This window comes from Rhizobium sp. Root1203 (assembly GCF_001424945.1).
In the GTDB taxonomy this organism is placed as follows: domain Bacteria; phylum Pseudomonadota; class Alphaproteobacteria; order Rhizobiales; family Rhizobiaceae; genus Rhizobium.
This window is the reverse complement of record NZ_LMCW01000018.1, coordinates 1-14,366: the sequence shown is the minus strand read 5'-3', so window position 1 is coordinate 14,366 and position 14,366 is coordinate 1. Positions and strand designations below refer to the sequence as shown.

15 protein-coding genes and 1 pseudogene are annotated in these 14,366 nt (G+C 59.7%); 12 read left to right on the top strand and 4 right to left on the bottom strand.

Annotated features, from left to right (window positions below):
- Positions 1-235: 235 nt before the first annotated feature.
- The 5 genes from ASC97_RS18940 to ASC97_RS18925 all read left to right on the top strand — a co-directional run bounded on the left by ASC97_RS18940 (position 236) and on the right by ASC97_RS18925 (position 4,759).
- Positions 236-2,143: a BTAD domain-containing putative transcriptional regulator gene (locus ASC97_RS18940; RefSeq protein WP_200959504.1), complete on the top strand. Its 1,908-nt coding sequence runs from the start codon at positions 236-238 to the stop codon at positions 2,141-2,143.
- 124 nt (positions 2,144-2,267) lie between these two features.
- The gene (locus tag ASC97_RS34715) at positions 2,268-2,405 is read left to right on the top strand and encodes a hypothetical protein (RefSeq protein ID WP_200959503.1); all 138 of its coding nucleotides are present in this window, start codon (positions 2,268-2,270) and stop codon (positions 2,403-2,405) included.
- A gap of 10 nt (positions 2,406-2,415) precedes the next feature.
- Positions 2,416-3,675 carry a YcaO-like family protein gene (locus ASC97_RS18935; RefSeq protein ID WP_057469905.1) on the top strand — a complete coding sequence of 420 codons (1,260 nt, stop codon included), beginning with the start codon at positions 2,416-2,418 and terminating at the stop codon, positions 3,673-3,675.
- Positions 3,672-4,415 carry a TfuA-like protein gene (locus ASC97_RS18930; protein ID WP_057469904.1) on the top strand — a complete coding sequence of 248 codons (744 nt, stop codon included), beginning with the start codon at positions 3,672-3,674 and terminating at the stop codon, positions 4,413-4,415. Before ASC97_RS18935 ends, ASC97_RS18930 begins: the two co-directional genes overlap by 4 nt.
- A gap of 74 nt (positions 4,416-4,489) precedes the next feature.
- On the top strand, positions 4,490-4,759 hold the full coding sequence (locus ASC97_RS18925; protein WP_057469903.1) for a hypothetical protein: 270 nt from the start codon (positions 4,490-4,492) through the stop codon (positions 4,757-4,759).
- 21 nt (positions 4,760-4,780) lie between these two features.
- Here the strand turns inward: ASC97_RS18925 and ASC97_RS18920 are convergent, their stop codons facing one another.
- Positions 4,781-5,185, bottom strand: coding sequence for a helix-turn-helix domain-containing protein (locus ASC97_RS18920; protein WP_057469902.1), 405 nt, complete (start codon positions 5,183-5,185; stop codon positions 4,781-4,783).
- A gap of 350 nt (positions 5,186-5,535) precedes the next feature.
- On the opposite strand from ASC97_RS18920, the gene ASC97_RS18910 reads away from it, so the two are divergent.
- The 4 genes from ASC97_RS18910 (at position 5,536) to nadC (ending at position 9,873) form a co-directional block, all read left to right on the top strand.
- Entirely contained in the window at positions 5,536-6,438 is a 903-nt protein-coding gene (locus tag ASC97_RS18910; protein WP_057469900.1) for an NUDIX hydrolase, read from the top strand.
- 69 nt (positions 6,439-6,507) lie between these two features.
- Complete coding sequence (gene nadA / locus ASC97_RS18905) at positions 6,508-7,479, top strand: quinolinate synthase NadA (RefSeq protein WP_057469899.1); 972 nt, start codon at positions 6,508-6,510, stop codon at positions 7,477-7,479.
- Positions 7,476-9,020, top strand: a complete 1,545-nt coding sequence (locus ASC97_RS18900; protein WP_057469897.1) for an L-aspartate oxidase — start codon at positions 7,476-7,478, stop codon at positions 9,018-9,020. Before nadA ends, ASC97_RS18900 begins: the two co-directional genes overlap by 4 nt.
- 1 nt (position 9,021) lies before the next feature.
- Entirely contained in the window at positions 9,022-9,873 is an 852-nt protein-coding gene (gene nadC, locus ASC97_RS18895) for a carboxylating nicotinate-nucleotide diphosphorylase (protein WP_057469895.1), read from the top strand.
- An 18-nt stretch (positions 9,874-9,891) separates the two neighbouring features.
- Here nadC and ASC97_RS18890 read toward each other — a convergent pair whose 3' ends face one another.
- Both ASC97_RS18890 and ASC97_RS34085 read right to left on the bottom strand, forming a co-directional pair.
- Positions 9,892-10,674, bottom strand: coding sequence for an alpha/beta fold hydrolase (locus tag ASC97_RS18890; RefSeq protein ID WP_443216756.1), 783 nt, complete (start codon positions 10,672-10,674; stop codon positions 9,892-9,894).
- Positions 10,675-10,840: 166 nt separating this feature from the next.
- On the bottom strand, positions 10,841-11,317 hold the full coding sequence (locus ASC97_RS34085) for a hypothetical protein (protein ID WP_156390403.1): 477 nt from the start codon (positions 11,315-11,317) through the stop codon (positions 10,841-10,843).
- Positions 11,318-12,115: 798 nt separating this feature from the next.
- Between ASC97_RS34085 and ASC97_RS18885 the strand changes: the two genes are divergently transcribed.
- The 3 genes and pseudogenes from ASC97_RS18885 to ASC97_RS35420 all read left to right on the top strand — a co-directional run.
- Complete coding sequence (locus ASC97_RS18885) at positions 12,116-12,325, top strand: cold-shock protein (protein ID WP_057469894.1); 210 nt, start codon at positions 12,116-12,118, stop codon at positions 12,323-12,325.
- A 416-nt stretch (positions 12,326-12,741) separates the two neighbouring features.
- Positions 12,742-13,356 (top strand): methyltransferase family protein, encoded by a 615-nt coding sequence (locus tag ASC97_RS33140; RefSeq protein ID WP_162246704.1) that lies wholly within the window; start codon positions 12,742-12,744, stop codon positions 13,354-13,356.
- Positions 13,357-13,379: 23 nt separating this feature from the next.
- A pseudogene (locus tag ASC97_RS35420) lies at positions 13,380-13,567 on the top strand (ATP dependent DNA ligase); the annotation flags it as partial.
- Between the two features lie 87 nt (positions 13,568-13,654).
- Here ASC97_RS35420 and ASC97_RS34080 read toward each other — a convergent pair.
- Complete coding sequence (locus ASC97_RS34080) at positions 13,655-13,804, bottom strand: hypothetical protein (protein WP_156390402.1); 150 nt, start codon at positions 13,802-13,804, stop codon at positions 13,655-13,657.
- Positions 13,805-14,366 lie beyond the last annotated feature (562 nt).

Here is a 14,366-nt window from a genome sequence, read left to right as displayed (position 1 = left end):
TCGAAAGGCCGGCGCTTTTTTGTTGTCCCACCTCCGGCGACAGAAATAGTTTTTCGCCTATGGGTGTAGACAACCCGCTGCATTCATCGCCTGAGCACCCGACGGTTGAAAAATTCAACCCCTTCCGCACATTCCTTTTGCGTTGAAATTGTTTGCCTCTATACTTGCCCGCGGATTATCCATTCGCGAGTTGTCTGTGAAATCGCTGGCTAGCCACCACGGTCCTTTGCTTCGTTTGCTCGGAAAGCCAACGCTTTTCGCGAATGGCTGCGAGATCGCGTTGCCGGAGAAGGCTTACGCTCTGCTGGCGTTCCTCGTCGCGTCACCGCATCTGTCCATGGAGCGCGAAACCATTCGCGGCATCCTCTGGCAATCGGAGGAGTCCAAGCAGCGTGCCGGCAGCCTGCGCCAGCTCCTGGCCCGTATCGACAGAAGCATCCCGCAAGAGCTTCCGCGCCTCCTCAAGGCGACCAACACACACGTTGCCTTCGATGCTGACTGCTGGAGTGCCGATGTTCTCCTGCTGCGCGATGGCGTGAAACCACTTGCGCGCTCCGACTGGTCCCTGCTTCAGGGCGAGCTTCTCGAAGGCTTTCGCGCGCCGACGATCGAAGCCGACGAACGGTTGACGATGGAACGTCGGCGCATCGCCGAGCGCCGAGAGTCACACATCGTCACTCTTCTGGAGGCACGCGAGAAACGCACACCTGGCGACATTCTCTTGCTTGCGGGCTTGCTGGTGGAGACGGACCCCGCCCACGAGGTCGCCTGCCGGGCTTTGATGCGTGCCCACGTCGATGCAGGCGACGTTGCTGCCGCGCGACAAGCCTATTTTCGCTGCCGCAATGAATTGAAGGGGGAATACGGATCCGAGCCCGATGCGGTGACGCAAGCGCTGGCCAGGGAGCTCGGCATTGTCGCGCCGGTGGCGGTGGCCGCGGCGGAGACGTCGCCGGGCAATAGCTCTCCGGATGCCCTCGGTCAGCCTCGGGTCCTCATCCTGCCGCCGGAGACGATGCTCTCCGATCCGCTGTTGCAGCGCGTCGGCCGCGCCCTCCTGGAAGATGTGACAATCGGGTTGAGCCAGCAAAGAGGCTTCAAGGTCATTGCAGCCCATACGAGCATCGAGATCCTGAACCGAAGCCTCGCAGCCGGTGAGGCACTGCCGCAGGACCTGCGTTTCGACTATACCGTCTATGTAACAATTCACGGCCGGGAAGACGACATCTATGCGACCTGCCGGTTGACCAGAACGTCGACCGCCGAAGTGCTCTGGGCAATCGATCTGCCGTTGACGATGCAGAAGGTCAACCATTCCTTCGGCCAGCTCGCGCGCCGCATCGTCATGACGCTTGCCGATACCATCGAGCGGCGGGAACTCTTGGACATGATGTCCGACGTCAACCCGTCGGCCTACCGCCTCTACCTCGAGGGAAAGCGCTTCGTTTCCAAGACCGACCTCCAGCATTTGCGCCAGGCGCGCAAATGGTTCAAGTCAGCGCTCTCCAGGCACGACAGGTTCTCGTCCGCTCACGCCGGCATGGCGCGCGTTCTGGGCATGGAATGGCTCGTGCGCGGAATGAAAGATACCGAACTTCTCGAGGAGGCCGACCGGTCTGCGTGGCTCGCACGCGACAGCGACCCGAACAGCGGTCGCGCGATGCGTGAGCTTGGGTTTGTGGCCCTCTATCGTCGGCGATTTGCCGACAGCCTCGATTTTTTCGCCGAGGCGCAGATGCTCAATCCGAACGACGCCGATATTCTGGCCGATTATGCCGACGCACTTTTGCATGACGGGCAGAGCGAGCGCGCGCTTGAGCTAAGCCTCGCTGCGATGAAGCTCAATCCGCTTCCACCGGACTATTACTATTGGAACCTCGGTGGGATCCACTTCGTCCAGGAAAATTATGCCAAGGCAATCGAGGTTCTGGACCGCGTCAAGGAGCGTCCCGCGGCGTCGCGGCTGCTTGCCGCGGCTCATGCCAAGAACGGCGATCTGAAGTCGGCGGCTCGCTATGCCGCGATCGTCCTTGAGAATTTCCCCGATTTCCGAACCGAGGACGTCTGGCAGTTCGTGCCTGACCGCAATCCCGACGACACGCACCAGTTGATCGACGGGTTGCGGATGGCCGGTCTGTCCTGAAGTGTTACATCTGCGGCATCCCGCGCTCGCGCAACAGCCCAATCCCAGTCACGCCTGAATAACGCGGTTCGTTCATTCTGATTCTGTCCGCAGCATTGCGCTGCTTCCAGCAGGAGATAGAAGAATGAACACGACAGAGATCAAGCCGGCATCCTTTACCGTTCGTCTTTCGGCAGCTGCCCAGGCTGCCCTCAACAAGGACGCCGTACAGTTGGACACGAACGCTACGTCGAACATCGTCCACGCCCTGAAATTTCGCTGAGGTGGCGTAAATGTCTGTCCAGAACGCACTCAGGGATTTGGTCGAGGATCTCAGCCTCTCATCGGCCGGCATCAACGCCTATCATGACCGCTCACGGACGCCTGGGCAGACATTCGCGGCGATCAAGCCGCATTTCGCCGAACTCGGCATCACGCGCGTGGGTCTTCTGACGGCACTCGACTTGCTCGAAATTCCCGTTGCCTTCGCCACGCGCCCGAATAGCTACACCCTCTCCGTCTTTCAGGGGAAGGGCATCGACGAGGATGCGGCGATGACGTCGGCTGCCATGGAGGCCGTCGAAACGCGTGTCGCCGAGATGCAGCCGAATGACCTGATCGTCGCAACGCTTAGCGGAATGAAGGCCGAGGGGGCATCGATCGTCGACCTTGATTCAGTTGCGCGCTGCGTGCCCTCGGACATCGATACCGCCCCGATTGCCTGGGGAGAGGGCATCGACATCGTTTCCAACAGGCCGGTTTTCGTTCCGTGGCCGCTGGTCGGGCTCGATCACCGCGGTGCAAGGCCCTCCGGATTTGAGCAGTCGAGCGACGGCCTGGCGTCGGGAAATCGGCCAGCGGAGGCCGTCTTGCATGGTCTTTGCGAGCTGGTTGAGCGCGACGCCTGGGCGCTGTTGCAGCTTCGGCCCTACGATCAGCTGCGGGGTTGCCGCATCGATCCGGGGGCGTTCGGCGATCCGGTGGTCGACATCGTCGTCGATCGGATCACACGTGCGGGAATGCGGCTTTTGCTCCTCGATATGACGACCGACATTGGCGTTCCGAGCTTTCTCGCCGTCATCATACCGGAAAATCTCGGGGACCGCATAGACGCGCGTTGGACCCATGTGTGCGGTGGCTGCGGGTGCCATCCCGATCCGGTGCGCGCCGCGCTGCGTGCCATCACGGAGGCGGCGCAGAGCCGTCTCACCGCCATCGCCGGCAGTCGCGACGACTTCTCGCCGCGGCTCTACCAGCGGCTCGATGGCGACGGACCGATGCAGCAGCTCATCGATTTATGCGACGAAGAGCCAAGAGCGCCGGGTTTTGCGGCAGTACCGGCACAGCGCAGCATTCAGGAGACCATCCGCCATATCGTCGAGCGGCTTCAGGCAAGGGGCATCGAACAGGTCGTTGCTGTTCCGCTGCCGCATCCGCGACTGCCGGTCTCGGTCGTCCGGGTGATTGTGCCGGGCCTCGAGGTTGATGTGAGTGGTGAATTCATCCAGCTCGGGTTGCGCGCTGTCGGTGCCATGCAGGGAGCCCTCTCATGAAAGTGATCTTCGCAGGCCCGAGCTTCGGCGCCGATCTCGCCAGACTGAAAACAACCCATCCATCGGTCGAATTCCGGCCCCCCGCAGCCCGGGGCGATATCCTCCAGGCCGTCCAGGAAGGCGCGGCTGCGATCGGCATTGTCGATGGCTACTTTGGCGAAGTGCCGTCCGTATGGCACAAGGAAATCCTCTATGCGCTGCAGAAGAACGTCGTGGTGGCCGGCGGGGCCAGCATGGGGGCATTGCGGGCCGCCGAATGTGCCGCCTTCGGCATGGTCGGTCTCGGAACCATCTTCAACGACTACGCTGACGGACGCCTGCTCGATGACGAGGCAGTCGCGCTTGTTCATGCACCCGAGGCGCTTGGGTGGCTGCCGCTTTCGGTTCCCTGGGTGGACTATGAACCGACGATCGAAGCCTTGCGGCGGCGAGGAATTGTGTCCGCGGGCGAATGCAGCATGCTGATGCTCGCCGGCCGCGCGCTGCATTTTTCCGAGCGGACCTATCCAAAAGCGGTCGAGCGGTGCGCCTTCGCTAGCCAATCACGGGCCGCAGAGATCCTCCGTCTGGTTAGATCGAACAGGATCGAGCGCAAGCGCGCTGATGCGGAATGCGTCCTGCGTTACCTGAACGATGGCGGGTTTGCAGAGGTCGAGCGTGGCTGGGGCTTTGCTGCGACATCGCACTGGGAGACACTACGGGCGGAAGTGACCGCTGTCACGCCTGTAACGCTCAAATAACGCCGACCCCCGATGATGACATCAGGCATGAAGCTCCACTGCAGTGTCTGGAGCGAGATTTTAGAGGCGGTCATATGAACATTCAGACTAGCGACGAAGGTACGGGCAGCGAATATGCCAGGATATTCCGCCTTCTTTCGGCCGCCAAGGACGAAGCCGAGAAGCTCAAGCTTCACAATCTGATGCACCTGGCCAACATGGCCCTGCTGCAGGTGGTTATCGATTGGGACGGCATCGATCCCGAGCGCGAGCTTGACGTCAATCTCGAGAAACTGGTCGGGACCAAGACGAAGTTGGCGATGAAAGACGCCCGGGACAACCTGGTTGTCCTCGATTGCCACTAGCAGCAGTGTTACGAAGCCGCCTTACTCGGCAGCTTCGCTATCTGCTTGTTCCATACCGGCAATTGCCTGAACGAGCTTCACGATCTTTTTGCGGACCTGCTCGTTCTTGATGGAAAGAAAGGCGGCATTGAGGAGCACGCCGTCGCGAGAGACGACGAATTCTTCTGTTGGCGTCGGATTATCGTTGGCGGTGCCAAGCGGGTTCAGATCCTCGAAGAACGAACGGACGTCGACATCCAGGGCACCGGCGATTTCCACCAGCATGCTGGCCGAAACGCGATTGGAACCCTTTTCATACTTCTGGATCTGCTGGAACGTGACGCCCACGCGATCGCCCAGTTCGGTCTGGGACACCTTGCGCATCAGGCGCTTGATGCGGATGGTTTTTCCGACATGCACGTCCACTGTATGAGGACCGTCTTTCATGGCCTTATCCTTTCCACGCCGGTTGTGGCGCGATAATTATGCTATACAGCAACCTAACCAAGATATTTGAACGGATCAATTGTGCCGTTCGATTTTTCTTCCTGATCGCTCATGTGCCTGTTCACCCTGACTTCCAGCTGAAACCGGATTGCTCGACACGTCGATTCCGCAGCTTTCCTAAAGCAACCATAGATCGTTGTCTTGTACGTATCGTGCTCAAGATCGGTTTTGTCTGCGACCAAAGTTAATTTCCGTCCTCGCAAACGTCACAGCCCCGGGCGCGAGCTTTCGTCTTGCCCCGGCCTGTGTCAGAGATTGTCTGTCCGACAACAACAGGATTCGCGCCCTCCTTGACGATAGGATTTGCACATGCCGAACTGATAGCCGTGCTCGCGGCCGCAACGGGCGGTGAGCCACGTGTCATGACGATCCGGTCCGGCGACGCCTTGCCATCGGGGCCTTTCGAGATGGGACATCGCACGCTGCAAAGCGGCCTGAGGGAGTGGGTTCAGGAGCAGACGGCGCATCCCGTCGGTTACCTCGAGCAACTCTACACCTTCGCTGATCGCGACCGAAACAACGAGATTCTTGGCGGCAGGACAATTTCAATCAGCTATCTCGGCCTCGTGCACGAACAGGCAGCACCGGGCGCCGGTCGTGCGGGCTGGCATGGCTGGTACGAGTATTTTCCATGGGAGGACCGACGCGCCGGTTCGCCGCCGATCCTCGATGAGTTGGCGGCCCACCTGACCGCATGGGCAGACACCGAGCCCCGTCGACGCGAGGATCGGCTGCGCCGGGCGATCTTTGCATTTGGTCTCGGCGACAGTCGTTGGAACGAGGACCTGGTGCTGCAGCGCTACGAGCTGCTTTACGAAGCCGGCCTTGTGGCCGAAGCAGGCGCGTCGGCGCAGATCAATCCCGGACGCGCGATGTTTGCCGATCATCGGCGCATTCTGGCAACCGGCATCGCGCGCCTGCGTGCCAAGATCAAATATCGTCCCGTCGTCTTCGAATTGATGCCTGACAGTTTCACGCTTCTTTCGCTGCAGCGCACTGTCGAGGCGCTGGCCGGCCTGACGCTTCACAAGCAGAATTTCCGAAGGCTTGTCGAGCAGCAGGAGCTCGTCGAGGAAACCGGCGAGACGCAGAGCGAAACCGGGGGAAGGCCCGCCAAGCTCTTTCGCTATCGCCACGCCGTGCTCGAGGAGCGGGCGCTGGCCGGATCAAAATTGCCGCTCTCCCGCAATTGACATATGCTCATTCTGAGAATATCTATTTGCCTAGCATATGCTCAATTGGAGCATAAATAGGAGTCGGCCATGAACCATCCCGTTTCCGCGTCGTCGCTTTACGAGCGTGTCAGCCGTGTCATTCCCAAAGCAGAATGGATGTCCTTCGAGGACGACGTCGATGCGATCCTCAGACTGAAGCGTGAACGCAACGCCGTCATTCTCGCCCACAATTATCAGACGCCTGAGATCTTTCACGGCGTTGCTGACATCGTCGGCGACAGCCTGGCACTGGCGCGCAAGGCAATCGATGTCGACGCTGACGTCATCGTGCTGGCTGGGGTCCATTTCATGGCGGAAACGGCAAAGTTGCTCAATCCCGGAAAGACCGTTCTCATTCCGGACATGGGTGCGGGTTGTTCGCTTGCCGACTCCATCACCCCTGAAGACGTCGCGCTGCTGCGCCAGGCCCATCCCGGCGTGCCTATTATCACCTACGTGAACACCTCGGCGGCTGTTAAGGCTGCATCCGATATCTGCTGCACCTCGGGCAACGCAAAGCAGGTGGTGGAGTCGCTCGGCGTGCCTCGTGTGCTGATGATCCCGGATGAGTATCTCGCACGCAACATCGCCCGCGAGACCAACGTGGAGGTTCTTGCCTGGCATGGTCATTGTGAGGTCCACGAACTTTTCACGGCAGACGATGTTCGCCAACTCCGGGAGAACCATCCAGGGGTCACCGTGCTCGCCCATCCGGAATGCCCCCCCGATGTCGTTGCGGAAGCCGATTTTGCCGGCTCGACGGCCGTGATGTCCGACTACGTCGCAAACCAGCGCCCGGCACGCGTGGTGCTGTTGACCGAATGCTCGATGAGCGACAATGTCGCCGTGCACCACCCTGACGTCGAGTTCATACGGCCCTGCAATCTGTGTCCGCATATGAAGCGGATCACACTCGCCAATATCCGCGCGGCGCTGGAGGAAAACCGCCATGAGGTGACGGTCGATCCGGCAATCGCCGTTGCCGCGCGCCGTGCAGTCGAACGGATGCTTTCGGTATGACGACGGTTCTTCGCGAGTATGACGGACACGTCGCAATCGTCGGTAGCGGCCTGGCGGGACTGATGACGGCGCTGACGCTTGCGCCGCAGCCCGTCGTCATCGTGACGCGCGCAACTCTCGGGGCAGAAACATCGAGCGCCTGGGCCCAGGGCGGCATTGCGGCTGCTCTTGGTTCAGATGACAGCGCCGACATCCACCTGGCCGATACGCTTGCAGCCGGTGACGGACTGTGTGATCCGCAGACGGCCCAAGCCATCGTTTCCGAGGCCCCGGCGGCGATCGCCGCACTTGAACGGGCAGGCGTTCGTTTCGATCTCGACGGGGAGGGGCGCCTGTCGCTTGGTCTGGAGGCAGCTCATTCGCGCCGCCGCATCGTCCACGCGGCCGGTGACGGATCAGGTGCCGCCATCATGCGCGAGCTTGCAAGCGCGGTCGCCCGCACGCCCTCGATCAAGGTGCTGGAAGGCACCCAAGCCCGGGCCCTCCTTACGCAGGGCTCACTCATCACCGGCCTTTTGGTTTCGACCTCCTCCGGCACAGCCGTCATTGCGACCTCGAGCGTTGTGCTTGCCACCGGTGGCATCGGCGGGCTCTTTGATGCCACGACAAATCCGGTCTCGAACTTCGGTCATGGTATTGCACTTGCCGCAAAAGCCGGTGCGATGCTGGCAGATATGGAATTCGTGCAGTTCCATCCGACCGGCCTGGACTCCGCCCGTCGCCCGCTGGCGCTGGTGAGCGAAGCGGTGCGCGGCGAGGGGGCCATCCTCGTCAACGACAGGGGCGAACGCTTCATGGCCGACATCGACGGCACCGAGCTTGCGCCCCGCGACGTCGTTGCACGTGCGATCAGTGCGCAGCTGTCACAGGGGCGGCGCGTCTTTCTCGATGCCCGCCGAGCGCTTGGTGACGGATTTGCTTCGCGATTTCCGACTATTCATCGCCTTTGCGCAGAGGCTTCGATCGACCCGGCAAGAGATCTCATCCCCGTCCGCCCGGCAGCACACTACCACATGGGCGGTGTGGCGACCGACCTCAAGGGGCGCAGCTCCGTCGCTGGCCTCTGGGTCGTCGGCGAAGCGGCTTCCACCGGTTTGCATGGTGCCAACCGGCTCGCCAGCAACTCGTTGCTCGAAGCCGCCGTCATGGGGATGCGCGCCGGGGAGGATATCGGTGGCAAAACGGGGCGTCCGGCGCCGGTGAAGGGCATCGGAGCAATCAGGGCGCTGCCTCCCGCAGAAACGGCAACGGTCCGGTCAATCGTGTCTCGCCATCTCGGCGTCCTTCGTCATGGGGCCGGTCTTGACGAGGCAATCGCCGCTTTGCTGCCGTTGGCCGAGAACGAGAGCCCGAACGCCGATCCTGCTGCCGTGGCGCTGTTGATGGCCGTCTCCGCGATGCTCAGAACAGAATCGCGAGGTGCCCACGCGCGCACCGATTTCCCCTTGAAGCGGGCCCGCGCCGAGCGACGCACGCTGACCCTTTCGGCTGCGCTCGATATCGCGCGCACAACGTCCCATTCATTTGCCCGGAGTGCCTGACATGACCTTTGCTCCCCTGCCGCGGCTGATCATCGAGCCGCTCGTGCGCAACGCGCTTGCCGAAGACCTCGGCCTTGCCGGCGACATTACTTCGGCCGCAGTCATTCCGGCGGACCACCGCTCAAGCCTTGTCATGGCGGCGCGCCAGCAGGGCGTCATTGCCGGTCTCGATGCTGCCGAGCTCGCGTTCCAGCTTGTCGATCCCGCGATCACCGTCGTGCGCCACATCGAGGACGGCTCGACCGTCTTAGCCGGCGACATCATCGCCACAATCAGCGGACCCTCCCGCGGCTTGCTGACGGGCGAGCGGACGGCGTTGAACTTTCTCGGGCACCTTTCAGGCATCGCAACGGTCACCGCCGGGTTGGTACGGGCTGTCGAGGGGACGAAGGCATCGATCGCCTGCACCCGCAAGACGACACCGGGTCTGCGGGCATTGGAGAAGTATGCGGTTCGTGCCGGCGGGGGCATGAACCATCGCTTCGCGCTGAATGACGCCGTTCTGATCAAGGACAATCACGTGGCGATTGCCGGCGGTGTCGCCGAAGCGATCCGGCGTGCCCGGGCAGGGGTCGGCCATCTGGTCAAGATCGAGGTCGAAGTCGACACGCTCGAGCAGCTGCGCGAGGCCATGGAGGTCGGCGTTGATGCCGTCCTGCTCGACAATATGACGCCTGAACAATTGCGCCAAGCCGTCGCCATTGTCGATCGTCGCGCGATTACAGAGGCTTCCGGCGGCGTGACACCTGCAACCGTGGCTGCGATCGCCGCCTCCGGCGTCGATCTTATCTCCGTTGGCTGGTGCACGCACAGTGCGCCGACCCTCGACATCGGTCTCGACATGCAATCCTGAGCCGTTGCCTCTGCCATCCTACTTCGAGGCGTGCGCACCGGCCGCTTCGAGGATGAGGTTGGTGACCGCCTTGGGCTGCGAAATCATCGAGAGATGGCTGGCGTCCAGTTCGACAGTTTTAGCGCCCATCCGCTTCGCCATGAAGCGTTCGAGATCGGGATTGATGGTCCGGTCGTTCTTCGACACGGCGTAGAAGCTCGGCTTAGAGCGCCAGGCCGCCTCGGTTGTCCGACCGGTAAGCAAGGCCCTGTTGAAGGGTTCCTGTACCGCATAGAGAACCTTGGCCTTCGCCTCGGGCACATCGCCTGCGAAGTCGCGGAGGAAGGCCTCCTCGGTGAGCCGTCCTTCGTCACCGTCGAAGACGATGCCTGCGGATGCCGGAGGCGTCGGGTAGGTCATGGCTAGCGCAGCGTAGTCTTCCCCGGCGTCAGGCGCGCGTGCGGCGATGTAGACAAGGGACGAAACATTCGGGTGCACGCCGACCTCCGTAACGATCATCCCTGAGAAGGAGTGCCCGACGAGAACCGTGGGACCGCCCTGACGGTCGAGAACGCGCTTGGCAGCCGCGACCGCGTCGGGAAGGGTTGTCAGTGGATTCTGAACCGAGGTGACATTGAGACCTTCCGACTGAAGCAGGGGAATTATTTCCGACCAGCAGGAACCGTCGGCAAACAGGCCATGGACGAGAACGACGTTTTTCGCCTTGACGATGTTCGCGGCGGGAACTCCCTTCGGAAGGAGGCTGACAGCCGCAGAGGATGCAAGGGTTCCGCAAAACATGCGGCGGGTCATCGGTTGCATATCGCTTCCCTTCTCGCTGTTCTCGCCGAAGCGATCATGCCAATAAGCCGCAATGGCAGGCGTTTGGGGTTGGCTTTGACGTTCAGCACGATTGTAAGCCGGCTGGCCTACTGGCCGATCCAGTCGGCGACCAACGACCTCAAGGCGTCCGTCGGCGTCGTAACGGCTAATTTTTACTCCATGCGCGAACATCGCGTGGCAGCCGATCAATTGCGCTCAACTTGCACCCCGTATCTTCCTCGAAGTTGCACGTGGTAAATTCGACCTTCAGCACCTGACCGGAATATTTCCGGTTCAACGTGCGCCTAAACGGCGCCGCTTTTATGACCGCGTTACGAAGCATTGTTTCAAGGCTTTTCCGCAAGCCGTCTGGCTTTCCCATTCTTGGCCCTCGTGTAAGTTCACCCGAGCCAAGATCATATAAAAGGCTACTGCCTGGGCTTGACCACCAGTGTCCAGCAGCTCGCGCTAGTTCGCTGGCTTCTTTTGCCGCCTGCGCAATCAGCTGGTTGTATATAGATGGTGTGTCAGCGCCGTAGCTGGAATTCGCAGGCGCGATCAGCAGCCATGAGGTAAATGCGACCCGTGCAAGAAGCGCAATTGGGGCCTTCCATGCGACAATGGATTTTGGTTGAAATGACATGGGTACCTCTACTTTAAGGGGATCTAAGCCTCATGTCTCTGCTTCTGTCAAACAGGTTTATCGTCGGGGCATCTCTTGTGACGACAATGCTCCTAGCACCACCAGGACGCCGCGGTGAAGGATCCTGAGGGGATGGTTACGCGGGAAGAGCACGATCGCGTCTTCGCGAGCCAGGAACAATGGAGGCTGGATCTGCGGGAACGGCTCGACCGCATCGAACAGAATCGTCCCGGTCAGTAGTAAACTACAAACACGCTGGCTATTGTGAATATCAAGACTGAAAGTCCGACCGTTAAGACAACCATCGTTTTCTCCTCCGCATCCCTAGCGATGTTTTTACGATCTGGATACCAGCTGGAATAGTGTAAACGGGCAACACCAGCGGGGATGTTCCTCACCGGGGCCGCTTCTATACTTCTGGGAGATGGTGGACCGCATCGGCAACACGCTTCGGGTTGCAACGGAGTGTTCGAGAAATCCTCGACGCGATCCACACGTACAATCTCTTTGATCGGGGTTAGTTCCATAGGCGCAACAAGTAAGTTAGCAAATATGTATCTTGATCGCCCCTACTGCCACCTTGTCGGACCACGTCCATAGGGTATGTCGCCCGACTGACCCATCGGTTAGAACCCACTGAGTGCTGCAGAGCCGGCGCCATCGGGGCCGTTTCATTCTCTTCATTGCGCGAAGGCCTTTCTGCAGCTGAAAAAAATAAATCGCTACTCTCGCTGGGACCTGCTTGCCAAGTAAGCGGCGAAGTTGCATGTTGCGTCTCTAATATGTGAGGGGGATTTCATGGCGACTGGTACGGTAAAGTTCTTCAATTCGGACAAGGGCTTCGGCTTTATCACCCCTGAAGGAGGGGCCAAGGACGTGTTTGTTCACATCTCCGCGCTCCACGCGGTTGGAGTTCAAGACATTCGGGAAGGACAGAAGGTGTCGTTCGATACCGAGCCGGATCGGATGGGCAAAGGACCGAAAGCTATCAACATCGAATTGCTTTAGGATGTTCCGTGACTTCAAGCCGATCTGAAAGGCTTGAAGTCACCGTCTTGCGATACCGAACGGGGTTGCTTTGTACCGCGACCGCAATTGCTAAATATTTGATGTCTCTGCCGGTCTGACGCCCATTTTGTTTCCTCTGCCGTTTGTCCTGCCGGCAGACGCCAGTGGGCGGTTGGGCGGTTGGGCGGTTGCCTCACCAACGCTTGAAAAAAGGCCGGGACGAATCCTCGCACCGCCCTTCCTCGGCCAGTATCGACAACGGCAGCCAGTGCATCCGCGGTCAGCGGTCAGAGACGAATTAAATTCGGGAAACGTAACGTATGTGGCGGGGCGTCAAGACGCCTCGTACAAGGGCCTGCGGGACGTGCAGGACAATGCGGCTGTTTATGACCTTACACGGTAAAAGGGACGGTCTAATGGAGGTGCCGAGAACTAAAGAACCATTTTCTCAAAGGAGACGCATCGGCGGTCTTTGGATCGCAACGACGACCTTTTTGGTACTCGTATTTATTGCCCGTCCGCTCTATGCAGGAACAGTGTTGCACGAGCTATTTGAGACCATTGGCGTAATTTTCGTCATCGCGGGTATTTTAGGCCGGCTTTGGTCAACCTTATATATCGGCCAACGAAAGAACCGGCACCTTGTAATAACTGGTCCGTATTCGATGACCAGAAATCCGCTCTACGTGTCGTCGATGCTGGCGATCCTGGGCGTGAGTTTGATGATCGGTTCCGTATTGATATCAGCGGTTTTCGTGCCAATTTTCTTTTTTCTGTTCGCCAACGCAGCGCGAGGCGAAAGCGAATATCTGAGATCGAAATTCGGCTCTGCCTATGACGACTATGCGGCACGGACTCCATTCTTCATGCCGAATCCGGTGTTGATGAAGCTCGACACAGAGGTCACCTTCCGCACTTCGGCTTTGGCTATCGCCTTCCGTGACTGTCTCTTCTTACTTGCACTGATCCCCTTGAGTCAGCTTCTGGAATTTCTGCACAACGAGGGATACCTACTTTTCGACATTCTTTAGGGCAGAGGAGAAGACAGTTCCGGTCAGTCGGGACTGGCTTCAAAGAGCGCGATGCACTCCAGCTCCGCAAGCTGCTGGATCGCCTGAAGTGGAAGACACCCCCTGTTACCTACCAAGGTAACCGGAAGAACCTCGTCTGGACACAGCCCACCTGATCGCCGAGATCGAGTATCGCGCATGGACCCACGATGGCAAACTGCGGCATGCGTCCATATCAGATCGAGTGAGCGCTACTCACCCAGGTTCAGATTTAGCGAACGTGTGCCGCTTCCGGGCTGCCCTGGAGACTTGCCGGCCATCAGCGCGCAGAACGCCGCGCGCACGAATTGCCTTTTTGTCGCTTCAGGTGCGCCTTCTGGACTGCCTTCACGAGCTTTTTCGGCGTGATGTTCGTTGAAATTTCCCTTACCAGAGCCTCGCCCAACTCCTTTAACTCGCGTTCCTTCATGTTTCAGACTCCCTTTGAAAACCAATCGCTCATACATCGCAATAAGAGAACTGACGTTGCGCCGACATCAGCGGGAAGACCGGTGAGTAAGTCGACAACGGAAAACGTGTGGAACCTGCCGGCTCTAGGGACGAAGCGCTTCATAGCCCGGACATCCTCGTATATCTCATCAATCGTCGCACAGAGGCCTGGGGAGTCAACAAAAGTCGCCCGCTGGCCTAACCCGCAGGTTGTGGGAGTTGCGCAGCCGGACCTCCAGGCGAGATCTCGCGTCTATTGCGAACGGGAAGGCAATTGTACGGGTTTTGCACGGATTATCTCAGGCAAATCCGATGCCGCCCGTACGCTACTCGTCCTTTATTGGGTTTATCTAATATACGTGTTGCCGCTGCGATGTTCAGCGGATATTTTGATGGGCCGCCTCCCTTTTGGTTGCATAGCATGTTGAAGGGCACCGATGCGGGATCTGACCACGAGCTTGCAGCCGTTCCCGGCTCCTGACGACATCAGGGGACAACTGGAACGCATCCTCGTAAGCGACGATTTTATCGCCACCGACCGT